The sequence below is a fragment of the Streptomyces sp. NPDC059256 genome, from assembly GCF_042753785.1.
Classification (GTDB): Bacteria; Actinomycetota; Actinomycetes; order Streptomycetales; family Streptomycetaceae; genus Streptomyces.
Genome location: NZ_JBHYZO010000002.1, coordinates 593,266 through 614,003 on the forward strand (window position 1 = coordinate 593,266; position 20,738 = coordinate 614,003).

Below are 20,738 nucleotides of genomic sequence, written 5' to 3' on the forward strand. Positions count from 1 at the left end.
CCAGCGGGGTGCGGCTCCGGGCCGCCGAGCTGCGGGGCCCTAGGTTCCGTCGGTGCCCGCGCCACGGGCCTGGACCAGACCCGATTCATAGGCCGCGATGACCGCCTGGGCCCGGTCGCGGACGTTCAGCTTGGCGAAGACGCTGGTGATGTGGTTCTTCACGGTCTGGACCCCGATCTGCATGCTGCGGGAGATCTCGCCGTTGTCGAGCCCCGAGGCGATCAACCGCAGCACCTCCACCTCCCGCGGGGTGAGTTCGGAGAGGTCCTTGGAGACGGTCTGCTCCGTGATGAAGGTGGCGATCAGCCGGGTCAGCATCCGAGGGGCCACGACCGCCTCACCCATGTCGACGGTGTGCAGCGCCGAGGCCAACTCCTCCGGGGACACGTCCTTCGGCAGGAAACCCGATGCACCCGCCCGCAGGGCGCGGATGACGTACTCGTCGATGTCGAAGGTGCTCAGGGCCAGCACCCGGCACTCGGGCAGTTCGACGGTCAGCCGTTCCGTGGCGCGCACCCCGTCGAGCACGGGCATCCGGATGTCCATGAGGATCACCCGGGGGCGCAGTTCGTGGGCCGCGGCGATGGCCTGTTCGCCGTCGGCGACCTCACCGACGACCTCGATGCCGGGTGCGTTGCGCAGGATCAGGGCCAAGCCGCGACGGACCAGGGGCTGGTCATCGGCGATGAGCACGGTGATCGTCCCGGAACGGTCCGGAGCGGTCGGTCCGGAGGACGGGTCAGGGCCGGGGCGGTCCATCTGCGGGGACATGGCGCCGGTGAGGGCCGGGGTGCCGTCGGCGGGGGCGGACAGTGTCATCGGACCCTCACTCCTCGATCGTCGTTGTGGTCGGTCAGCGGCACCGTCGCCGCGACCCTGAAGCCGCCCTGGTCACGCCTGCCGACGTCCAGCGAGCCCCCGTGCACGGCGACTCTTTCGCGCATTCCCAGCAGACCGTATCCCCCGCCCGTCACACCCTGGGGGCGCTGGCCTCCGGCACCGTCGTCGGTGACCTCCAGGGTGATCCGGTCAGGCAGATAGCCGAGGTGGACGTCGGCGCTGGCGGCGCCCGCGTGCTTGCGGACGTTGGTCAGCGCTTCCTGGGCTATCCGGTAGAGCGTGAGACCCACGGTCGTCGGCAGTGGCCGCGGCTGACCGGTGACGACGAGCCGCGCGGACAGACCGCTGGCCCGGGACTCGGCGATCAGGGCGTCGAGGTCGGCGACGCCCGGCTGCGGCTGCGACGGCGCTTCCTCAAAGGTGTCGTCGCCCCGCAGCACACCGAGCATCTGCCGCATCTCGCGCAGTGCCGTACGGGCGGACGCCTCCAGGGTGACGAGCGCCTCCCGGGAGGTCTCCGGGTCCTGTTCCAGATGGGTCCTCGCCCCTCCGGACATCAGATACATGGTGGTGATGTGGTGGGCCACCACATCGTGGAGTTCCCGGGCGATGCGCCGTCGCTCCTGTGCCACCGCGCGCTCGGCCAGGAGTTCCCGGTTGAGGTCCAACTGACGACGCCACTTGCGGACCCACCACCCCAGGATGACCACGAAGAACAGTCCGAGGCACTCTCCCGCCAGATCCTGCGGGCGCATGCCGTTCCAGAGACCGCGGAAGACCTGGACCAGTTGGATCACCACGAAGGCGAGTGCCACCGTGCGCGGCGGGCAGAGCCTGGTGATCGCGTACATGGCGAGCAGGGTGGGCACGCCGTTGCCGTGGGCCATGGGGGTCGCCAGGCTCGCGACGGTCTGGAGGGCCAGGGTTCCCGCGAGCGCCGCCAGGGGGTGTTCTCGACGGACCAGGAGGGGCAGGGCGGACAGGACGAGCAGGACCACACCGACGGCGGTGATCTCCTTCCCGTTGGCCAGGCGTGTCCCCGTGTAGTCGAGGATCTCCAGCGCGGCGACCACCAGGATCAGGACGTCGTTGCGGAGCCAGGAGAGCGCCGGGGACATCAACCCGCGTTCGCTCGCGAGTTGCCACCACCACCGAGGGTCCAGCCGGAGCCCGCGGGCCCGGACGGGGACCGCGGTACGGGGGTCGGGGCCCATCGGGGCGCCTCCTTCACACAGGTGGAACGGGTTTACGGGAACCGCGGTGGCGATCCGGCCGGCTCGCGGATGCGTCGTCACTCACGCGCTTCCGAGCAGGTCGGCACGGCCGTCGAGGGCGACCGAGGTGCCGCGGGCCCGGCGCCCGTCGGGTGACGGTTTCCGGAATCGTGCGGTCCATCGCATCACATCCCACCGCCGTCGCCATCCTCACCTGGGACGACACCCACCCAGTACCCGGGTCCTGGGCCCGAGGAGCACCGGACCCCGGTCCTGGTCGCGGCCCCTTCCCCCGGCCGATGCCCGCGCAGGGCCGTTCCTGATGGGCTGTGGAGGGTCCGAAGGGTCCGTGCAGCCAACTTCCGAGAGAAGAACAATGATTCGCAGTCTGACATCGTTCGCGACGCGTCGGCGGTGGGTGACGATCATCGTCTGGACCCTCCTGGGCGCGGCGCTGACCGTCGTGGGGCAATCCATGATGTTCAGCGCCACCGATTCACAGGCGGGTGACTTCCTGCCCAAGGGCTACGATTCGGCTGCGGCTCTGAAAATAGCCGAGGACGAGTTCGACGCAAAACCCGACGGGAATGCGGCCACCGTCCTCGTCGCCAGGACCGACGGGAAGAAACTGACCGTCCAGGACCGCAAGAAGATCAGCGAAGTAACCGCTGAGCTCGGCGAACGACGGGTCATCGGGCCCAAGCCCGAGATGCCGCTGATGAAGGACCACTCCCAGACTCCGAGGGTGTCCGTCGGCCCCATGGCCCCGGACGGAACCTTCCAACTGCTCTCGGTCTCCGTCACCGGAAACATGAACGACCCCGGGCTCCAGGAGATCTATCGGGAATTCCGTGACAGCGCGGAGGAAGAATTCGGCGAGAAGGCGATGCGCGTCGGATTCACCGGTGGAATCGCCAGCACCGCGGACACCGTCGAGGCGGGCGAATTCCGCGAGAAGATCATCGGCATTCTGACGATGGGCCTGATCGTCCTGCTGAACGTCCTGGTGTTCCGCAGTGTGCTCGCCGCGCTGCTCCCGTTGATCGCGGTGTCGTTGATCGGTGGCGTCGCCGCCGGAGCGGTGGCCGGATCGGCGGAGCTCCTCGACATCAAACTCGATGCGTCCACGCCGTCCCTGATCACCGTTGTCCTGCTGGGCATCGGCATCGACTACTTCCTCTTCCTGCTCTTCCGGTTCCGTGAGCAGCTGCGCACCCACCCGGAGCAGGACGCGGTGACGGCAGCGGCGGCGACGGCGGGACGGGTGGGCAACGCCATCCTGTCCGCGGGGCTGACGATCGTCGCGGCGTTCGCCACGCTGGGTGTCGCGAGCTTCGGACAGTTCCGGGTCCTCGGCCCGGCGATCGCCATCTCCGTACTGGTGATGCTGCTGGCGAGCCTCACCCTGATGCCCGCACTCCTGGCGGTCAGCGGACGTGCCATGTTCTGGCCCTCGAAGGCGTGGAAGAAGGAACGCCAGGGCGGCGTCAGTGCCCGCCTCGGGCTGGAGATCACCCGACGGCCCGTGCGCTACCTCCTCGGCAGCCTGGCGTTGCTGGGGGTGCTGTCGGCCGGTGTGGTCGGTGTGAAGATGAGTTACGACCCGGCCGGTCTGCCCGAGACGGACGCGGTCAAGGTTGCCGCGGAGATCTCCCGCAGCCTGCCCGCGGGCGCCACCGACCCGCACACCGTCTACGTCCGCAGCGAGAGCGGCACCCTGCGGCAGGACGCACTGTCCGGTCTGACCAACTCGCTCGCCAAGGTCGAAGGAGTGGGGCAGGTGGCTTCGCCCACCCTCAACCCCGATCGCACGGCCGCACGCATCGATGTGATCCTGGCCGTCAAGTCCGATACCCAACAGGCCCGTGACCTGGTGTCCGGCCCCCTGCGATCCGCCATCGAGAAGAACACCCCCGAGAACACCGAAGCGCACATCACGGGAACAGCGGCCGTCTTCGCCGACATCGCGACCGCCGTGGAGAAGGACCTACGGCTGGTCTTTCCGATCGCAGCCGCTCTGATCGCCCTGATCCTGCTCCTGCTGCTGCGTTCGGTGCTGGCCCCCCTGGTGCTCATGATCGCGGTGGGACTGGGGTTCGCGGCCACCCTCGGCGCGGGCACCCTGGCCTTCCAGCACCTGCTGGACCGACCGGGCATCTCGTTCACACTGCCGTTGGTGCTGTTCCTCTTCGTCGTCGCACTCGGCACCGACTACAACATCCTCATCAGCGACCGGATCAGGGAAGAGATGGACAAGCCGGTCTCCGTGCGGCACGCCGTGGCCGAGGCCGTGCGTCACACCGCACCCGCCATCGCCACCGCGGGTCTGGTGCTCGCGGGTTCCTTCGCCAGTCTGGTTGCCAACCCGGCGACCCAGGAGGTCGGCTTCGCCACCGCCCTGGGCATCGTGTTGTCCTCGTTCGTGCTGTCGATCGTGCTGGTCCCGGCGGTGGCCGTACTGCTGGGCCGAGGACTGTGGTGGCCGCGGCGACCCGACCGCACCGCGGGGCGCCATGCCTCGGAGCGCCAGGAAACCCAGCCTGTCGAGCAGGCCCACCAGTATCCGGTGCAGCAGCTCCACGACGAGTACCCGGTCCGCTAGTGCTGTGCCGGGCGTCGCGGGCCGGTGAACGTTTCCGGTCACAGCACTAGCTAGGACGGCCTGGCACATCGACGGCCGCTGGCCCGGATTCCCGCCCGCCTCACCAGGAGGGGAGCGGACGATCCGGGCCAGCGGCCGTCAAGGGGTCCGGCGTCTGGGGTCCGACATCTGGAGTCCGGCGTCCGGCGTCCGGCGTCCGGAGTCCGCATCGCACAAGAGATCGTCAGCCGGGGGATGGAGGGTTCAGGCGAGCAGCTTCTCCTTCGCCTTCTGGAAGTCTTCGTCGCTGATGACGCCACGCTCCTTCAGCTCCGCCAGTCTGGTGAGGTCGTTCACCCCGCTGCCCCCGCCACCACCGGAGCCGGCTGCGTCGCGGACGTACGCCTTGAAGGCGGCGTCCCGGTCCTGGGCGGCCTGGAGGTCGCGCTTGCCCATGGACTTGCCGCGGACGATCAAGTAGATCAGGACGCCCACATAGGGCAGCACGATGACCAGGACGACCCAGCCGGCCTTGCCCCAACCGTGCAGTTCGTGGTCGCGGAAGATGTCGCCGACGACCTTGAACAGCAGGAACAGCCACATGATCCAGAGGAAGAACCAGAGCATGGTCCAGAACAGGTTGAGAAGCGGATAGTCGTCCACGGTCTGCTCCGTTCACTTGGGACCGCGATGCGCTGCCGGGGCAACGCCCGGTGCGTCCGCGGGGGCGGCACCCCGGTCCCGGCCCCGTGGCGCTCGTGGGGTCGGCACTGCGGGCGCATCGGACCCCGGCGCGGGGGCGGCTCCGCCGATGGGCCGGGCCACTCCGTTCCGGGAGTCGTTGGCTTCAGTGAAGGAGGGACCGGTGGCCGGCGCACCTTCATCTACGCCGTTCGGGTGTTCCCCTGCCGTTGGCAGCCCGCACGTTCGGGGATCCCGTCGGGGATCCCGTACGGATCGTCTCCTTCGCCCGTATCCCGTATCCCGTACCTACGGAGCGACGGCCTGACCGGTCAGCCGCCGGCGGTGCTCCCGGCCGGGGTTTGCCATTGCGCGATGATTTTCGTCCGCCGCGACCGTCTGTGTTGGTGGAGGTTGTTGGAGCAGCCGTTGCAGCCATGGCAGTTGTCGGGGTCGCGGCGGTCGCACAGCCTGAGGGAACAGCGAGAAGGAGACATCCCATGCGTATCGTGGTCGTTGAGTTCATCAGCCTGGACGGCGTCGTACAGGCTCCGGGCGGGCCGGATGAGGACACCAGCGGTGGGTTCGCCCACGGGGGCTGGACTCACCCCTTCTTCGATCCCGAGGTGGTGGGCGGCGCCTTCGACGAGGCCATGAGCGGGGCCGAGGCGCTGCTGTTGGGCCGTCACACCTGGCAGACGATGGCCCAGGCATGGCCGCAGCGCGGTGGTGATCCGTTCACCGACCGGATGAACGCGATCGGGAAGTACGTGGTGTCGGGGACGTTGAGCGATGCCGATCTGAGCTGGAACAACACCGCTCTGATCCGTGGTGGCGAAGCCAGCGCGCGCATCGCGGAACTGCGTGCGTCACAGGGCGGGGACCTGCTCGTCATGGGAAGCCCCACCTTGGTGCGCAGCCTGTTGAGCGACGGTCTCGTCGACGAACTTCGGCTCATGATCATGCCGGTGCTGGTCGGTGGCGGAAAGACGATCTTCCCGGCCGACGGCGGTCTCCACACGCTCCGGTTGGTCTCCGCGGTCACCAGCAAGGCCGGGGTGCAGGTGTGCACCTACCGGCGCGTGGAGGGGTGAGCCCTCAGCCGGTGTCGTTCCGGCGCAGCTCGCGGAGATAGCGGCCGGGGGTCACTCCGTACTCCTTCGCGAACGCCGCCACGAAGGCCGACGGGCTGGCGTACCCGACGCGGTGGGCGACGGTGGTGACCCCCTCGACCCCCAGCAGGACCCGGGCCGTCCGCAGTCGCAGCCGGGTGCGCCAGTGGGTGTAGGGCATCTGGAACTCGCGCAGGAAGTCGCGCTGGAGGGTCTTGGCGCTGATGTGGAGCCGTGCTGCCCACTCGTCGAGCGGGGTGTCGTCGCTGGGGTCGTGCGAGAGCGCCCGGGCGACGGCCAGGGCATGGCCATGACCGGTGGGGCCGGCGGGGCCGGTGGGGCGTGAGTCCTCGGGGGCCACCGCTGGCCGGCCGGGGCGGGTGGCGCTCGCGGTGACCTCGAAGGACGAGGGGCGCAGAGCCGTCATCAGATGCTCCCGGGCATCCAGCGCCGTGTCCTCCTCGCACCCCGGGCTGCCCATCGTCTCGATGAGCCGTGCCACCTCGCGGTCGATCTCGACGGGCCCTGTGCGCAGATCCGCCAGTGCTTCGGGCGCCTGGCGCAGACAGATCCGGTAGACGGTCTGCCGGTCCGCCGCGCGCACCTCGTGGTTCACGGCCCGTTCCGACCAGAACCCTTCCTGCGGGCCGACGAAGCGGCTGTGCCTTCCGTAGACCGTGGACAGCATTCCGTCGGGTGACCAGTAGAGCTGGTGGAGGAAGTCCTGCCGGTTGGCGCCGAACTCCAGTGCTCCCGCTGAGAGATAGCGGAACACGAGGATGCCGGAGGGGCGCCCGAGCCCGTATCCGTACTCCTCACAGCGGGCAGGAGCCGTTCTGATGTGTCCTGTGGCCGACATGAACTGTCCTGTCATCGACATCGAAACGAAATCAGGTAAGGCTAGCCTAAGCGGGTCGCCCGCAGGTTCCGGGGTGGCGTACTGGCTGTGCACCCCGAAGGAACGCGCTCATGTCCTCTCGTCCCTCACTCCGTCTCACCGGAGCTCTGGCGCTCACGACCGCCCTGTTGGCCGGTTGCGGCTCGTCCGACTCCGACGCCTCGTCCACGGCGGACAAGACCCGGGTCTACGCGGCGGACAACGGCAAGATCAAGATCCCCGTCAAGCCCGAGCGCGTCGTCGCCACAGGCTATGCGGTGCCGGTGCTGATCGAGGCGGAAGCGCCGCTGGTGGGCATATCCACCTGGGACCGGGGGCTGGCGATGATGGAGAAGGACGACCTCGCCACCTACAACAAGCTGAAGAAGGTCGCGGGCGCCATGGCCGCGGAGACGAACTACGAGGCCATCGCCTCCGTCAAGCCGGACCTCATCGTCATCGGAGTGCCCAAGCCGGTGCTCGCCGACATCGACATCAAGCGGCTGGAGACCATCGCCCCCGTGGTCGCGATCGGTCCCACCCGGCCGTCCGCCTGGCGTGAACTGTCCGAGCGACAGTCCGATGCCGCCGGTCGCCTCGACGACTTCGAGAAGGGCCGCGAGACCTACAAGAAGAAGTCGTCCGAGCTGACCGCCAAGTACGCCGATGCGCTGGGCGGCCTGGAGTTCGGCCATGTCGGCGGCTACGGAGACATCGCGAAGGGCACCTTCCAGCGGGAGTTCGGCTCGTCCTGGGGCACCAACATCGCCCAGGACATCGGGGTCAAGTACCCCGGTGAAGTGGCCAAGAAGGGCGGCGGCGCACTCGACGTCGCCGAGTTCCCCTCCATCGAGAAGCTGCCCCAGAGCCTCGGCGGCGCCGATGCCATCACCTACTCCGTGGAGGACGACGGATCGGTGAGCGAGGCGGTGCAGTACGTGCTCGACTCCAAGCTCTGGAAGAACCTGCCCGCGGTCAAGGCAGGCAAGGTCTTCCCGCTCAAGTACACCGAAGCGGCCACCTACACCTCCGCCCTGAAGACCCTGGACGCCGTCGACGAGGCGCTCGCGCCGCTGCTCAAGCCATGAGCACGCCCCAACAGCACCACCGCCCTGAGCCGCAGGGCCGCCAGGACCCCGGCGGCCGGGTCGCAGCCCACCACCGGGAAGGCCGCGGCATCGCCCGCATCGGGTACCCGATCGGCATCCGCACCGTCGAGGTGCTCCGCACCGAGCAGTTGAACCCGCACATGCTGCGGCTGACCCTCGGCGGGCCCGCGCTCGACGGCTTCCACACCCACCAGGCCGATGACCACGTCAAGCTCGTCTTTCCCGATGCGGACGGCGCGCTCCGGCTGCCCACCGCCAACGCGGAACTCGCCCTCGACTGGCCCCGCCCCCTGCCCACCACCCGCAAGTACACCGTCCGGCGCTTCGACGCCGACACCCGCGAACTGGACCTCGACTTCGTGGTCCACGCCGGTGGCATCGCCTCGGAGTGGGCCCGCGCGGCCCGGCCGGGCGATCAGATCGCGATCGCCGGCCCACCCGGAGCGAAGGCGTTCCCGCACGTGTACGACCACTACGTGTTCGCCGTCGACGCCACCGCCCTGCCCGCCACCGCCCGCTGGTTGGAGGAGTCGCCGCAGGACGTCTCGGCGGACCTCGTGATCGAGACGGGTCACCAGGACGAGCACGCCTATCCGCTCACCCACCGCGACGGGGTGCGCATCACCCGCCTGGTACGCGAGGACGGCCGGTCACACCTCGCGGCGACCGTCACCGCCCTGGCACTCCCCACCTCGGCCACCTCGCCCACCTCGTCCGCTCCGCGGGTCTTCCTGTTCGCAGCCGGCGAGGCGGAGGACATCAAACCCCTGCGTGCCTGGGCGAAGGGCCGGCTGGACGCCCTGTTCACGGGGTACTGGAAGCGCGGAGTCGCCGGCCTTGAGGACTGATCCACCGACCGTCGCCGCGAAGACTGCTCCGCACCCCGCCCGGGGAGCGGAGCAGTCTCCGGCGTCCCGGCCCGACCGTGTCCCGGGAGCGGGGCCGGCCAAGGCCGTGTTCCTCGTCGCCGGTGTCACCCTGCTGCTGCTCGTCGCCTGTGCGAGCGTCGGCATCGGTGCGCAGACGATCGCGCCCGCCGACATCTGGCGATCCTTCACCGACTACACCGGCGCCGACCACCAACTGATCATCCGTGACATCCGGGTGCCCAGGACGGTCCTCGGCATCGGCGCCGGAGCCGCCCTCGCCGTTGCGGGCGCCCTGATGCAGACGCTGACCCGCAACCCCCTCGCCGAACCCGGCATCCTCGGTGTGACCGCGGGCGCGGGCTTCGCCATCACCCTGGGCACCGTCTTCGGGATCGCGCGGTCCCAGCCGGCGCAGTTGGCGCTGGCCCTCTTCGGAGCGCTGCTCGCCGCGCTCGCCGTCCACTTCGTGGGGCGGACCTCGCCACTGCGGCTGGTCCTCGCGGGCATCGCCCTCAGTTCCGTACTCGCCGGCGTATCGCTCGGGTTGCGGCTGGTGTTCCCGGACGTCTTCGACCACTTCCGGTTCTGGGCCGTCGGTTCACTGGCGGGGCGGGAGCAACTGCCCATCGCCCTGCCCATGCTCACCATCGCCGCCGCACTCATCGCGGCGATGGCCCTCACGAAGGCCCTGAACGCCCTGTCGTTGGGGGAGGACGTCGCCCACGCACTCGGCATCCACGTCGTACGCTCCCGGATCGCGGTCCTCGCGGTGATCACCGTGCTCGCCGGCGCCGCCACCGCGGTGGCCGGGCCGATCGTCTTCCTGGGACTGATGGTCCCGCACATCGCCCGACGGCTGGCCGGCGCCTCCGTGCCCTGGCTCATGGCGTACTCACTCGTCCTGGGCCCGGTGCTGCTGCTCGTCTCCGACATCGGCGCCCGAGTGGTGCTCACCACCGGTGAAGTGCCCGTGGCCGTCATCACCGCCTTCCTCGGCGCCCCGGTCCTCATCTGGACCGTCCGCCGCCACGGGGCGATGGCCCCATGAACCTGCTCACCCACGACGCTCCACCGCTGCCGAGGGCCTTCGGCCCCGAACGCCGTACGGTCATGGGCTGTGCGGCGCTCCTCGTCGTGCTCCTGGTGCTCGCCGTCGCCGGCCTGTGCCGGGGAGACACCTGGAACACCCCGCTGGAAGCACTCGCCGCGCTCACCGGACGGGGTGAGTCCGTGGTCGTCGTACAGGAGTGGCGACTGCCCCGCGTCACCGCGGGAATCGCCTTCGGCGCGCTCCTCGGCTGCGCCGGCGCCGTCTTCCAGAACCTCACCCGCAATGCGCTGGGCAGCCCGGACGTCATCGGCCTCGACGCCGGCGCCTACACCGGCGCCCTCGTCGCGATCACCGTGCTCGCCGGGACCTCCGCACAACTCGCCGTCGGCTCGGTCATCGGCGGACTCCTGGCCGCCGCCGTCATCCTGCTGCTGTCGGTGCGCTCCGGGATCAGCGGGATGCGGCTCATCGTCATCGGCATCGCGGTCAACGCCATGCTCACCGCGTTCAACTCCTGGATCGTGCTCCGCGCCGAACTCGACGTCGCCTTCGCCGCCGCCGGCTGGAGCGCGGGTTCCCTCAACGGCATCGGCTGGGACGACCTCACCCTGCCCCTGTGCGTCGCCGCGGCGCTCGCGGCACTGCTCGTCGGAGTCTCCCGTGCCATGCACCAGACCGCGCTCGGCGATGAACTCGCCATCACCTCCGGCGTCAGCCTGGGCCGACACCGACTGCTGACCATCGTCGCGGGAGTGGGGTGCACCGCCATCGTGACCGCCGTCGCAGGACCGATCGCCTTCATCGCGCTGGCCGCACCCCAGATCGGCCGCCGTCTCACCGCGGCGCCCGGTGTGCCCCTGCTGCCGTCCGCCCTGACCGGCGCGGTGCTGCTGCTGGGAGCCGACCTGGTCGCCCAGACCCTCATCGCGCCCATCGCGCTCCCGGTCGGAGTGGTGACGACCGCGATCGGCGGGCTCTATCTGCTCTGGCTGCTCATCAAGGAAGTCAACCGACCGTGACCGCACGACTGACCGCACAGGACCTCACCCTGGCCTACGGCGACCGGACGGTCGCCACCCATCTCACGCTCTCCGTCCCCGACGGCGCGTTCACCGCCATCGTGGGCGCCAACGCCTCGGGCAAGTCAACGCTGCTGAGGGCCTTCGTCAGGCTGCTCAAGCCCACCGCCGGGACGGTCTCCTTCGACGGGCGCGCCATCGCCGTCTACAAGCCCAAGGCGATCGCGCAGCAGATCGGATTCCTCCCCCAGGAACTCACCGCACCGGACAACCTCCTGGTGCGCCAACTCATCGCCAGGGGACGCTTCCCACATCGCTCGGCCCTCTCGCTCGGCACCGCCGACGATGAACGCGCCGTGCGCGAGGCGATGGCGGCTGCCGGTGTCACCGAACTGGCGAACCGCCAGGTCACCGAGGTATCCGGCGGCCAGCGCCAACGCGTCTGGGTGGCGATGGTGCTGGCGCAGGAGACCCCGTACCTGCTCCTCGACGAGCCGACGACCTTCCTCGACCTGGCCCACCAGTACCAGTTGCTGGCCCTGCTGGCGGAGCTCCGGGACAAGGGGAGGACGGTGATAGCGGTGCTCCACGACATCAACCAGGCATGCCGGTTCGCCGATCATCTGGTGGCGATGAAGGAGGGCCGTGTCTTTGCCGAGGGGCCGCCCTCCGAGATCGTCGACGCGCCCTTGATCGAAGAGGTGCTCGGGCTGCCCAACGTCGTCATCCCCGACCCGGTGACCGGTACCCCGATGGTGGTCCCCGTCACCTGACGGTCGTTTCCAGGAACGGGCCCTGCGCCGGTGGGTGCGGCCGTTGGGCCGTCGGTACGAAGCCGGCTGCGGGTGGTGCGAGATCCGGCCCCCTCTGGACGGACGCCCACCCGTGGCGCAGGCGCATCCGGCCGTGTTGTCAGCGCACCTCGGGCTGTGCGTGCCCTCGTGAGGACCGGGGCGGGTGCGCGGTCTTCGCAGGACCGGGCGACACCCATCAAACGGAAGAACTCCCTCCGGTGTGGCTGGCAAGGCGTATTCAGGACGCCTCCACACAGTCCATTAGTCGTTGTGCGCCCATGGGCACCCTGGCGGTCGGGTGCGGCTTGGCCGACGATGGGGCCGCCAGTGGGCTCCCACCGACGGTGGTGGTCCGGGGCAGGCGAAGGGAGTCTCGAAGAACGAAGAGATCGAGCAGGTAGCGGAAGCCGAACTGCCCGAGTTCGCGCTGATGGTCGACCTCCCTGACGCGAGAGCTGGGACCAGAGAGCTGGCGCAACGAATGTCGTGATGGCCCGGGTCGCCGCCCGATCCGCCGCGTTCGGCGCCACCAACGCGGCCAGGGGCGCACCCGTCCTCGTGGGCAGCGCCACCGGGCACCGCCGTGAGCGGGTGGCCGCCGGCGCCCGCGGTGCACTGCTGAAGCGGCTCCGCGGTGCACTGCTGGAGCGGCTCGGCAATGTGATGGCCGGACGGGAAGCGCAAGCCGCCGCCGAGACGGTGGGCACCCTCACCGAGCTGCGGGAGGCGGGGCACCCGGTACCGGACCAGATCCGCTGGCCCTCCTCACCCGACACACCGGCCGTGAGGTGATCACCGTCGAGACCACCGCCAAGCCCGCCCGGGACGCGGGCGTACGCCGTGGTGCGCGTGCTCGCCCCCGGAGCCGGCCCACTGCCCTCCCGTACCGATTCCGGCCCACCACACCCCTTCGGCTAGGAGCCCATGAACCCCGACCACCCCACCTCACGGACCTGGTACGCCATCGAGTTCGCCGACGACTACGACCGCTGGTTCGGCAAACGCCGCACCAGCGGCGCAACCGTGGCCGCACTCGCCGGGCTCGCCGGGCCCGGCCCCGTGCTCGAACTCGGCATCGGCACCGGACGGATCGCCCTGCCCCTGCGGGAACGCGGCTTCGACGTGCACGGCGTCGACGGCTCCGAGGCCATGGTCCGACGGCTCCGGGCCAAACCGGGCGGCACGAAGATACCGGTGACCATGGGTGACTTCGCAGAGGTCCCCGTCACCGGGGAATTCTCACTGGTCTTCCTCGCCGGGGGCACCTTCGCCGAACTACCCGACCAGGCGAGCCAGGCACGCTGCTTCGAACGGGTCGCCCAACGCCTGGCACCCGGAGGGGTGTTCGTCTTCGACGCCCATGTACCCGAAGCCCTCGCGGTGGCCACCGGCCCCGAGGTGGTGATGGAGGGCGAGGACCACATGGTGTTGTGTTACCGCAAGCTCGACCCATCGGCACAGCGGTACCGCTCGCACTACGTCATCCATGCGGACGGTGTGACCCGACACATGCACGTCGAGTTCCGCTACGCGGGCTGCGGCGAACTCGATCTGATGGCGGACCGCGCCGGCCTCAGGCTCAAGGAACGTTGGGGCGACTGGGAAGGCGCGCCCTTCGGCCAGGGCAGCTCCTACCATGTCTCCGTCTACGAACGCGGCCACCGTGAGTGACCGGCCGATGGAGATGCGTCGTACCCGACTCCAACTCCAAGCGGTGATCGTCGGGCTGACCGGTCACTCTCCCAGCCGACACGGAACAGGCCGATCCGACTGGACGCGGGGTCTGACCGCCCGTGCACCCCGTACGCTGCCGATGGGGTGGTGAGGCTGATGTCACAACGCATCGAGATCGACCGGGATGTCTGCATCGGGTCCGGGCTGTGCGCGGCGACCGCTCCGCGACACTTCGCCCTGGGGAACGACCGGCGCTCACGCATTCTGCCCGACGCGGGCGAACCGGACGAAGAGGTGGAGGACGCCGTGGACTCCTGTCCGGTGGAGGCCATCTCCCTGCTCCCCGAACCATGATGGCTGTGGTGCCCGTACGGACGGACCGTGGCGCCCATGTGAGCGAGCCGTGCGGCGGCCAAGCACCGGGGCCACCGACGATCGAGCACCCCGGGTGGAGCGGATGACACCCGGAGAGTGGAGAGCGGCTCCCTGCTCCTTCGAGCCCCTTCCTCCCCGGCCACTCGACTCCGCTCCACCGGGGCGGAGCGGCCGAGCAGTTCACGGAAGCCGGCCCGGTAGGCGCGTGGCCGGTCAGAGACGCCCTGGGGCCCGCCACGGGAACCGTGTCGCGGCACCTCGAAATCCATAACTCGACTCTGGAAAAGCCTGGTTGAGGCATTTGCCGCATGGCGCATGAATCCCCGGTCTGGTTACGATCCGATGAGCGGATCGTGGCGGAGGGGGCCGTTTCCTATGACTGCACTGAGTGGAGAGCCGGAGGCGAGCATCACCAGACCGGTGCGGGTGCCTCTCGAAGCGGACCGGATCAAACATCTGGAGTTCATCCAGGCGGTCATCACCCGCCTCGGTACCAACTCGTTCCTGGTCAAAGGCTGGGCACTGACTCTCGCTGCGGCGTTCCTGGCCGTGTCCGCCAGTCGGCCGAGTTGGCAGATCGCCGCGGTGGGTCTGGTGCCCGTGTTGTGTTTCTGGTTTCTCGACGGCTACTTCCTGCGTCAGGAGCGGCTGTTCCGCCATCTCTACGACGACGCACGGCGTCCCGACAGCACCGTCGAGATGCTCTCCATGAATGTGGGGCCCTACCTCCTGCGCACTCCCTGGCTGCCGGTGACGATGTCGAAGACGCTGACCCTGTTCTACGGCGCCCTGGTCGTGGCCGACCTCGCGATCGTCGCCCTCGCACGGTGAACGACGCTCCGCCCTTCACGGCCGGCCGGAGCCGGTCACCTCGGCGATCCGCGCAGCCAGTCCGTCCAGCCCCCGGTCCACACCGTGTTCCTCGGGCGTCCGGTTCGCCTTGGGCGGCCAGATGCTGCCCATGGCATCACCGGGCCAGCGCGGCACCAGATGGACATGGACGTGGAAGACGGTCTGGGAAGCCGCCGCGCCCGCGGAGTTGATCACGTTCATTCCGTCGGGCGCCAGCACCTCGTACAGCGCCCTGCCGACCCTCAACACCGACTGCGTGAGCCGTGCTGCCGTGGCGTCATCCAGGGCCCACAGATCCGGTGCATGCGAGCGGGGGATGACCAGGGTGTGCCCGCGGACCGCGGGTGCCAGCGGGAAGAACGCCAGCGTATGGGCATCCTGATGAACCACTCGTGCCCTGCTCGGATCGGCGACGATGGCGCAGAACGCGCACTCGGCCATTCGCCCTCCCCTCATCGGCCGGCGTCAAGCGGACGCCCCGCCCGCACCGGTTCGGTGCAACCCTTCAGGGGATGCTCCCCGTTCGGCATCCTCCGTGCACCCATCTCTGGTACCAAGCAGGAAAGGAGCGATGCGAGGCACGAGGAATGAGGAAGACCGGCATGGGCGGCATCTTCGTCAACTACCGAAGGGGACCACACCTTCCCGTAGTACAGGAACTCCGCGAGCGGCTCGTCCAACACTTCGGCGCGGACCACGTCTTCTTCGACACCTCGTCGATCATCCCGGGACGGCGGTACTCGGACGAGTTACGCGAGCGACTCGCGGACTGCGAAGTCCTCCTCGTGGTCATCCACGAAGGCTGGCTGGACGCCCGCGATGAATCCGGCCGACGCCGGCTGGACCGCGCCGACGACTGGGTGCGCCGGGAGATCGAAGGGGCGCTGGCAGCCGGCAAGGTCGTCATCCCCCTGTTGCTGGACGGGGCGGTCGTACCGCTGCCGAGTCAACTCCCCCAGAGCATGGCCGATCTGGTGATGCATCAGGCCCAAAGCCTCTCGGAGAGCGGGTGGCACGCCGACCTGGCGCAGCTCTGCGCAGTTCTGGAGGTCCCGGTGAAGTCACCGTGGACGGCGCTCCCCTGCCCGGCGCCGCCCAAGCCCCCGCCGGGGCGCTGGCTGGGGATCGGCACGGCTGCGCTGGCCGCCGCACTCCTGATGGCCCTCGTCCTGGGCACACTGGCCGACCTGCCGGAGAACCCGGGGTCCGACCGGCCGGACGGTGCGACCGACGTACCCCTCGCGTTCATGGCAGCGGGGTGGTCGGTGCTGTTGATGTGCGCGCCGGTGCTCGCCGTCCTCGCCGTACGGGGCGTGTCACGCTGGTCGGTGAACGACTGGGAGCGCGAGTTGCAGGCCGTCCCCCACACCGTCTACGTACGACGGACCTATCTGGCCGCTGTCGCACTCGTCCTCCTGGCGCTGCTCGGCGCCTTCACCCTGCGGGAACAGGGCATCCTGCCTGCCCTGGGGGTGTTGCTGGTGGTGATCGTCTCGGTCGCCCACACGGCCGCCGGTTCCCTCCGCACCCAGCGGATGGAGGCGGAGCAGTGGCGCAACTGGCCGCACGCCCTCCCGTCCCCCGTCACCCGACAACAGTTGCGCAGGGCGGTCGCGCGCCTGGAGACACGGGCCCGCGGTTGGTCGCACCCGTTGAGCCGGCAGCAACGGGAGAAGGCGCAATGGGTACTCCAGGACTTCGAACAGGCGCTGGCGGCCATCCGCGCCGAAGGCGGTCGCTCCCGACTGACGTGGTTGCGCCGGGAGCAGCCGTGGCTGTTCAGCTTGTACGCACTGTGGGTGACACTCAACACCGGACTGACCACGGCCGCGGTCCTTCCGGTCCTGGTGGCCGGCCACGGATCGGGGCGCCTGTACGCACTCCCGGTCATAGCGGCGCTGCTCAGCGGCGCACTCGGGCTGGCCACGATGGAGATCGCCTACCGCCAACAGCGGTGGCTGCGCTCCACGGTGGTCCGGGAGGCCGAAATCCGGGTCGCGGAACTCGCCGTACGCGTGACCGAACTGAGCTCCCTGGCGCGCACCCGCCCCACCCGGCCCGCACCCCGCCCGGAGGACCAGGAAGAGCCCGACTAGGGCCCTTTCAAGGAACCGCGTCTTCCGCGGACACCGTGCGTCACCCGAACCGCGTCACTCTCCGGGCGCCTGCCCGGCCGGGCGGATGCGCTCAGCGGACCCCGTCGTGCGGTGCGGCTGCGGCGCGGCGGAACTCCGCGTTGATGCGCTGGGCTTCTTCGAGCTGGTCCTCAAGGATGACGATGCGACAAGCCGCCTCGACCGGGGTGCCCTGATCGACGAGTTCCCGGGCTCGGGCCGCGATGCGCAGCTGGTAGCGGGAGTAGCGGCGGTGCCCGCCCTCGGAGCGGAGCGGGGTGATCAGCCGGGCTTCTCCGATGGCGCGGAGGAATCCCGGGGTGGTGCCGAGCAACTCGGCCGCCCGGCCCATCGTGTAGGCGGGGTAGTCATCGTCGTCCAGCCGTCCGCCGAGCGAATCATCCGCTGTCATCTGCACCTCTTCTTGGGAACGCGTCGAGGGGCCCTGGTGCCGTGTGGCACCAAGGGCCCCGAAGGAAATTGAACACCATCAGCCGGCTCTAGTGCTGCGCCGACCTTCTGTTTCCGCCCGCTCGCCTCGAAGGAGGGGAGGGGTGAGGGGATCGTGACTGCCTGACCGGGGACCACCTTCCATTCCTGGGCCGTGCTGACCCGGGCCGTATGTGTTCCTCGCCCGGGCGATCCTGATGGCGTCTTCTTCCTCCGCTCTTCCTCTGGTTCAACGCTGTGTCTTCACCGGTGCTCTGCGCACCGGCGCTCCTGCTGCGGCGCCCCTGAATCCTGCGGGCCACCTGGTACGGCCGTCAGTTCCGTCGCCGGTCAACACCGAGCTTGGCTTCGGAACTCCACTGCCGCACCGCTCTGCGAACTGCTCGTACCGCTGCCCGCCAGTTCATCTCTGCCGGGCTGTTCGTCCTTGGCTACGAGAGAAACCATAGCTATGCGATCACCCAATGTCTACTGTGGCGAGGATAGATTTTCTCGCTCTCGACAGTGAAGGAATCCGACTCGAAGGGTGCAGGTGCCGGGGCCCGGATCGGGGCCTGGGGACCGGGGCCGGGGCGTGACCAGGCTGGATCAGGGCGTGATCGCGGTGTGACTAGCCGTGACCAGGCGGGATCAGGCGGGATCAGGCGGGACCGGGCGGGACCGGGCGGGGCCAGGCGGGGCCGGGACGCGGTGACCGTGCGGTGACGCACAAAGAAGGCCCGACCGGTGCGCACCGGTCGGGCCCTCTTTGCTGTGCTGGTGTTCTGTTGTACTCAGTCCCCGCAGGTCAGACGGACACGGGGGTGCCGAGCATCGCGGATGCCCGCTGGAGCGAGGTGAGTCCGCGCGGCGGTTTGGCGGTGACCTCGGGAAGGCCGCGGCAGGTGAAGCCGAGCAGCATCATCGCCCGGACCACTTCGGCGGAGCTGAAGTCGCGGCGGTCCTGGCGGGTGATGACCTGGCCCACCTGCTTGATGGGGAACTGGCGGCGGCCGATGATCACGTACTCGCCGACGACGGGCTCGGGCTTGATGGCCTTCATCGACGCCAGCACACCACTCTTGGTCAAATCGAACGGGAATCGGGCGATGACGCAGCGCATGATGCCTCGCAAGTCAGAAGAGGGGGATGTCCACCACGGTTGCGGCGGATCGGCAGGAAGGGACGTCGGTTGCGAGCGTGGGGCCGGGTGAGCGGCCCACGGTCGCCGCGCAGGTGCGGGGCCGTGTCCCTGATCCGGCAGAAGGACCCCGGGGCCCTCCCGCCGGAGCTGAGAGGAATGCTAGGCCGCCGCGCGGAAGGTGGACTGCCGGGCGGTGGTGCGACCGCGAGCCGAACCGCCGCGGCGGCGGCGACCCCGGGGGGTGGCGCCGTCGCGCTGGGGTCGTTCGACCACGGGGGCGGTGATGACGACCGGGACCCCCGACGGGGTCCGGGCGCCGGTGATGCGGTTCAGGGCCTCGTCGCCGGGGCGCACCTGAGTGGTCTGCGGACGGATCCCGGCATCGGCCAGCAGACGGACCATGGCGCGGCGCTGGTTCGGGCTGACCAGGGTGACGACACTGCCCGACTCGCCAGCCCGGGCGGTGCGACCGCCGCGGTGGAGGTAGTCCTTGTGGTCGGTGGGCGGGTCCACGTTGACGACGAGACCCAGGTTGTCCACGTGGATGCCGCGCGCCGCCACATTGGTGGCCACCAGTACGGTGACGTGCCCCGTCTTGAACTGCGTCAGGGTGCGGGTGCGCTGCGGCTGGGACTTGCCGCCGTGCAGGGCGGCAGCCCGTACACCGCTGTTCAGCAGGTGCTCGGTCAGTCGGTTGACGGCGTGCTTGGTGTCCAAGAACATGATCACCCGCCCGTCGCGAGCGGCGATCTCGGTAGCCGCCCGCTGCTTGTCGGCACCGTGGACGTGCAGTACGTGGTGTTCCATCGTGGTGACGGCACCCGCGGACGGGTCGACGGAGTGGACGACCGGGTCGGTCAGATAGCGGTGCACCAGCAGATCGACATTGCGGTCCAACGTGGCGGAGAACAGCATCCGCTGCCCACCGGGCCGCACCTGGTCGAGCAGTGCGGTGACCTGCGGCATGAATCCCATGTCGGCCATCTGGTCGGCCTCGTCGAGAACCGTGATGGCGACCTGGTCCAGACGGCACTCGCCGCGGTCGATCAGATCCTTCAGCCGACCCGGCGTCGCCACGACGACCTCGGACCCGCCGCGCAGCGCACTGGCCTGCCTGCCGATCGGCATTCCGCCCACCACCGTGGCCAGCCGCAGCCGCATCGACCGGGCGTAGGGGGTGAGGGCGTCGGTGACCTGCTGTGCCAGTTCGCGCGTCGGGACCAGCACCAGGGCCAGCGGCTGACGCGGCTCGGCCCGCTTGCCGGCCGTACGGGCCAGGAGCGCGAGGCCGAAGGCGAGCGTCTTGCCGGAGCCGGTCCGACCGCGTCCGAGGACGTCCCGGCCCGCGAGGGTGTTCGGCAGCGTCGCACCCTGGATCGGGAACGGTACGGTCACGCCCTCAGCGGTCAGCGCGGCCAACAGCTGTACGGGCATGTCGAGCTCGGCGAACGCCTCGACGGGAGGCAGCGCGGGGGTGACGGTGACCGGGAGTGCGAACTCCTGCTTCACCGCGGCCGGCCGACGGCCGGAACCATTCGAACGGCCGGGGCCGCCGGAGCGACTCGGGGCGCCCGAGCGGCTTCCGCCGCGTCCCGAGCCGGAACTGTTGGTGCGAGTACGGGCGGAGCGGTCATTGGTGCGTGTGCGGTTCATGCGGAACCTTCCTCGATGCGGCACGTATCAAGGAATTCCCGCAGCAATGAGCGGCGCGGAGAATCGCAAGAATGAGCCGAATGAAATGCGAAAGCGGACCCGATCGGAGAATGGGTGCTCGCGAGTTGCATAAAAGCCTTTGGGAGCCGCGTACAGAAGCGGCGGTGTGTTGACCATGGTGGTCCTGCCGGACTTGGGTCCGGGGTGTGGGCGAAGAGTCCACCCAGAATTGGGGAGCCATCTCAATCCCGGCCGGGAAGACGTTCACGGCACCTGGGGAGCGGCTACGCCCTGAAATGCGCGTAGCTGGGGCCCGCACCCCAAGGATGCGGGCCCCAGCTACGAAGTAC

The 20,738-nt window shown here is 69.5% G+C and carries 20 protein-coding genes; 12 read left to right on the forward strand and 8 right to left on the reverse strand.

The window, feature by feature from the left end; genetic code table 11:
* Nucleotides 1–39 precede the first annotated feature (39 nt).
* Both ACFXJL_RS07050 and ACFXJL_RS07055 read right to left on the reverse strand, forming a co-directional pair.
* The gene (locus ACFXJL_RS07050) at nucleotides 40–759 is read right to left on the reverse strand and encodes a response regulator transcription factor (RefSeq protein ID WP_358877070.1); all 720 of its coding nucleotides are present in this window, start codon (nucleotides 757–759) and stop codon (nucleotides 40–42) included.
* A gap of 56 nt (nucleotides 760–815) precedes the next feature.
* A complete protein-coding gene (locus ACFXJL_RS07055) occupies nucleotides 816–2,054 on the reverse strand; it encodes a sensor histidine kinase (protein WP_384689954.1) in 1,239 nt (412 codons plus the stop codon).
* Nucleotides 2,055–2,430: 376 nt separating this feature from the next.
* Between ACFXJL_RS07055 and ACFXJL_RS07060 the strand changes: the two genes are divergently transcribed.
* A complete protein-coding gene (locus ACFXJL_RS07060) occupies nucleotides 2,431–4,656 on the forward strand; it encodes an MMPL family transporter (protein WP_384689957.1) in 2,226 nt (741 codons plus the stop codon).
* Between the two features lie 243 nt (nucleotides 4,657–4,899).
* Here ACFXJL_RS07060 and ACFXJL_RS07065 read toward each other — a convergent pair whose 3' ends face one another.
* Entirely contained in the window at nucleotides 4,900–5,298 is a 399-nt protein-coding gene (locus tag ACFXJL_RS07065; protein ID WP_358876777.1) for an SHOCT domain-containing protein, read from the reverse strand.
* A 518-nt stretch (nucleotides 5,299–5,816) separates the two neighbouring features.
* Here ACFXJL_RS07065 and ACFXJL_RS07070 point away from each other — a divergent pair.
* Nucleotides 5,817–6,410 carry a dihydrofolate reductase family protein gene (locus tag ACFXJL_RS07070; RefSeq protein ID WP_384689960.1) on the forward strand — a complete coding sequence of 198 codons (594 nt, stop codon included), beginning with the start codon at nucleotides 5,817–5,819 and terminating at the stop codon, nucleotides 6,408–6,410.
* A gap of 4 nt (nucleotides 6,411–6,414) precedes the next feature.
* Here ACFXJL_RS07070 and ACFXJL_RS07075 read toward each other — a convergent pair whose 3' ends face one another.
* Nucleotides 6,415–7,287, reverse strand: a complete 873-nt coding sequence (locus ACFXJL_RS07075; protein ID WP_384689963.1) for a helix-turn-helix domain-containing protein — start codon at nucleotides 7,285–7,287, stop codon at nucleotides 6,415–6,417.
* Nucleotides 7,288–7,397: 110 nt separating this feature from the next.
* On the opposite strand from ACFXJL_RS07075, the gene ACFXJL_RS07080 reads away from it, so the two are divergent.
* The 9 genes from ACFXJL_RS07080 to ACFXJL_RS07120 all read left to right on the forward strand — a co-directional run bounded on the left by ACFXJL_RS07080 (nucleotide 7,398) and on the right by ACFXJL_RS07120 (nucleotide 15,027).
* Nucleotides 7,398–8,393 (forward strand): ABC transporter substrate-binding protein, encoded by a 996-nt coding sequence (locus ACFXJL_RS07080; protein ID WP_358876774.1) that lies wholly within the window; start codon nucleotides 7,398–7,400, stop codon nucleotides 8,391–8,393.
* Nucleotides 8,390–9,262 carry a siderophore-interacting protein gene (locus ACFXJL_RS07085; protein ID WP_384689967.1) on the forward strand — a complete coding sequence of 291 codons (873 nt, stop codon included), beginning with the start codon at nucleotides 8,390–8,392 and terminating at the stop codon, nucleotides 9,260–9,262. Before ACFXJL_RS07080 ends, ACFXJL_RS07085 begins: the two co-directional genes overlap by 4 nt.
* On the forward strand, nucleotides 9,252–10,331 hold the full coding sequence (locus tag ACFXJL_RS07090; protein ID WP_384689970.1) for an iron chelate uptake ABC transporter family permease subunit: 1,080 nt from the start codon (nucleotides 9,252–9,254) through the stop codon (nucleotides 10,329–10,331). The genes ACFXJL_RS07085 and ACFXJL_RS07090 overlap by 11 nt, the downstream gene beginning before the upstream one ends.
* Nucleotides 10,328–11,353, forward strand: coding sequence for a FecCD family ABC transporter permease (locus ACFXJL_RS07095; protein WP_384636693.1), 1,026 nt, complete (start codon nucleotides 10,328–10,330; stop codon nucleotides 11,351–11,353). The genes ACFXJL_RS07090 and ACFXJL_RS07095 overlap by 4 nt, the downstream gene beginning before the upstream one ends.
* Complete coding sequence (locus tag ACFXJL_RS07100) at nucleotides 11,350–12,126, forward strand: ABC transporter ATP-binding protein (protein WP_384636696.1); 777 nt, start codon at nucleotides 11,350–11,352, stop codon at nucleotides 12,124–12,126. The genes ACFXJL_RS07095 and ACFXJL_RS07100 overlap by 4 nt, the downstream gene beginning before the upstream one ends.
* Nucleotides 12,127–12,636: 510 nt before the next feature.
* The gene (locus ACFXJL_RS07105) at nucleotides 12,637–12,939 is read left to right on the forward strand and encodes a hypothetical protein (RefSeq protein WP_384689974.1); all 303 of its coding nucleotides are present in this window, start codon (nucleotides 12,637–12,639) and stop codon (nucleotides 12,937–12,939) included.
* A gap of 132 nt (nucleotides 12,940–13,071) precedes the next feature.
* Complete coding sequence (locus ACFXJL_RS07110; RefSeq protein WP_384689977.1) at nucleotides 13,072–13,818, forward strand: class I SAM-dependent DNA methyltransferase; 747 nt, start codon at nucleotides 13,072–13,074, stop codon at nucleotides 13,816–13,818.
* A 159-nt stretch (nucleotides 13,819–13,977) separates the two neighbouring features.
* Nucleotides 13,978–14,175, forward strand: a complete 198-nt coding sequence (locus ACFXJL_RS07115; protein ID WP_384689980.1) for a ferredoxin — start codon at nucleotides 13,978–13,980, stop codon at nucleotides 14,173–14,175.
* 396 nt (nucleotides 14,176–14,571) lie between these two features.
* Nucleotides 14,572–15,027, forward strand: coding sequence for a hypothetical protein (locus ACFXJL_RS07120; RefSeq protein ID WP_384636708.1), 456 nt, complete (start codon nucleotides 14,572–14,574; stop codon nucleotides 15,025–15,027).
* Nucleotides 15,028–15,042: 15 nt separating this feature from the next.
* Here the strand turns inward: ACFXJL_RS07120 and ACFXJL_RS07125 are convergent, their stop codons facing one another.
* Nucleotides 15,043–15,489 carry an HIT domain-containing protein gene (locus tag ACFXJL_RS07125; protein ID WP_358876764.1) on the reverse strand — a complete coding sequence of 149 codons (447 nt, stop codon included), beginning with the start codon at nucleotides 15,487–15,489 and terminating at the stop codon, nucleotides 15,043–15,045.
* Nucleotides 15,490–15,650: 161 nt separating this feature from the next.
* Between ACFXJL_RS07125 and ACFXJL_RS07130 the strand changes: the two genes are divergently transcribed.
* The gene (locus tag ACFXJL_RS07130) at nucleotides 15,651–17,144 is read left to right on the forward strand and encodes a toll/interleukin-1 receptor domain-containing protein (protein WP_384689985.1); all 1,494 of its coding nucleotides are present in this window, start codon (nucleotides 15,651–15,653) and stop codon (nucleotides 17,142–17,144) included.
* Between the two features lie 91 nt (nucleotides 17,145–17,235).
* Here ACFXJL_RS07130 and ACFXJL_RS07135 read toward each other — a convergent pair whose 3' ends face one another.
* The 3 genes from ACFXJL_RS07135 to ACFXJL_RS07145 form a co-directional block, all read right to left on the reverse strand.
* A complete protein-coding gene (locus ACFXJL_RS07135) occupies nucleotides 17,236–17,574 on the reverse strand; it encodes a MerR family transcriptional regulator (protein WP_358876762.1) in 339 nt (112 codons plus the stop codon).
* An 825-nt stretch (nucleotides 17,575–18,399) separates the two neighbouring features.
* Nucleotides 18,400–18,714 carry an SCO5918 family protein gene (locus ACFXJL_RS07140; protein WP_384689989.1) on the reverse strand — a complete coding sequence of 105 codons (315 nt, stop codon included), beginning with the start codon at nucleotides 18,712–18,714 and terminating at the stop codon, nucleotides 18,400–18,402.
* Between the two features lie 180 nt (nucleotides 18,715–18,894).
* On the reverse strand, nucleotides 18,895–20,388 hold the full coding sequence (locus ACFXJL_RS07145) for a DEAD/DEAH box helicase (protein ID WP_358876760.1): 1,494 nt from the start codon (nucleotides 20,386–20,388) through the stop codon (nucleotides 18,895–18,897).
* Nucleotides 20,389–20,738 lie beyond the last annotated feature (350 nt).

Coding starts and splice junctions, on each gene's coding strand:
- ACFXJL_RS07050 (WP_358877070.1), bottom strand. CDS start 759: ATGGACCGCCCCGGCCCTGACCCGTCCTCCGGACCGACCGCTCCGGAC.
- ACFXJL_RS07055 (WP_384689954.1), bottom strand. CDS start 2,054: ATGGGCCCCGACCCCCGTACCGCGGTCCCCGTCCGGGCCCGCGGGCTC.
- ACFXJL_RS07060 (WP_384689957.1), top strand. CDS start 2,431: ATGATTCGCAGTCTGACATCGTTCGCGACGCGTCGGCGGTGGGTGACG.
- ACFXJL_RS07070 (WP_384689960.1), top strand. CDS start 5,817: ATGCGTATCGTGGTCGTTGAGTTCATCAGCCTGGACGGCGTCGTACAG.
- ACFXJL_RS07075 (WP_384689963.1), bottom strand. CDS start 7,287: ATGTCGGCCACAGGACACATCAGAACGGCTCCTGCCCGCTGTGAGGAG.
- ACFXJL_RS07080 (WP_358876774.1), top strand. CDS start 7,398: ATGTCCTCTCGTCCCTCACTCCGTCTCACCGGAGCTCTGGCGCTCACG.
- ACFXJL_RS07085 (WP_384689967.1), top strand. CDS start 8,390: ATGAGCACGCCCCAACAGCACCACCGCCCTGAGCCGCAGGGCCGCCAG.
- ACFXJL_RS07095 (WP_384636693.1), top strand. CDS start 10,328: ATGAACCTGCTCACCCACGACGCTCCACCGCTGCCGAGGGCCTTCGGC.
- ACFXJL_RS07105 (WP_384689974.1), top strand. CDS start 12,637: ATGGCCCGGGTCGCCGCCCGATCCGCCGCGTTCGGCGCCACCAACGCG.
- ACFXJL_RS07110 (WP_384689977.1), top strand. CDS start 13,072: ATGAACCCCGACCACCCCACCTCACGGACCTGGTACGCCATCGAGTTC.
- ACFXJL_RS07115 (WP_384689980.1), top strand. CDS start 13,978: ATGTCACAACGCATCGAGATCGACCGGGATGTCTGCATCGGGTCCGGG.
- ACFXJL_RS07120 (WP_384636708.1), top strand. CDS start 14,572: ATGACTGCACTGAGTGGAGAGCCGGAGGCGAGCATCACCAGACCGGTG.
- ACFXJL_RS07125 (WP_358876764.1), bottom strand. CDS start 15,489: ATGGCCGAGTGCGCGTTCTGCGCCATCGTCGCCGATCCGAGCAGGGCA.
- ACFXJL_RS07130 (WP_384689985.1), top strand. CDS start 15,651: ATGGGCGGCATCTTCGTCAACTACCGAAGGGGACCACACCTTCCCGTA.
- ACFXJL_RS07135 (WP_358876762.1), bottom strand. CDS start 17,574: ATGACAGCGGATGATTCGCTCGGCGGACGGCTGGACGACGATGACTAC.
- ACFXJL_RS07140 (WP_384689989.1), bottom strand. CDS start 18,714: ATGCGCTGCGTCATCGCCCGATTCCCGTTCGATTTGACCAAGAGTGGT.
- ACFXJL_RS07145 (WP_358876760.1), bottom strand. CDS start 20,388: ATGAACCGCACACGCACCAATGACCGCTCCGCCCGTACTCGCACCAAC.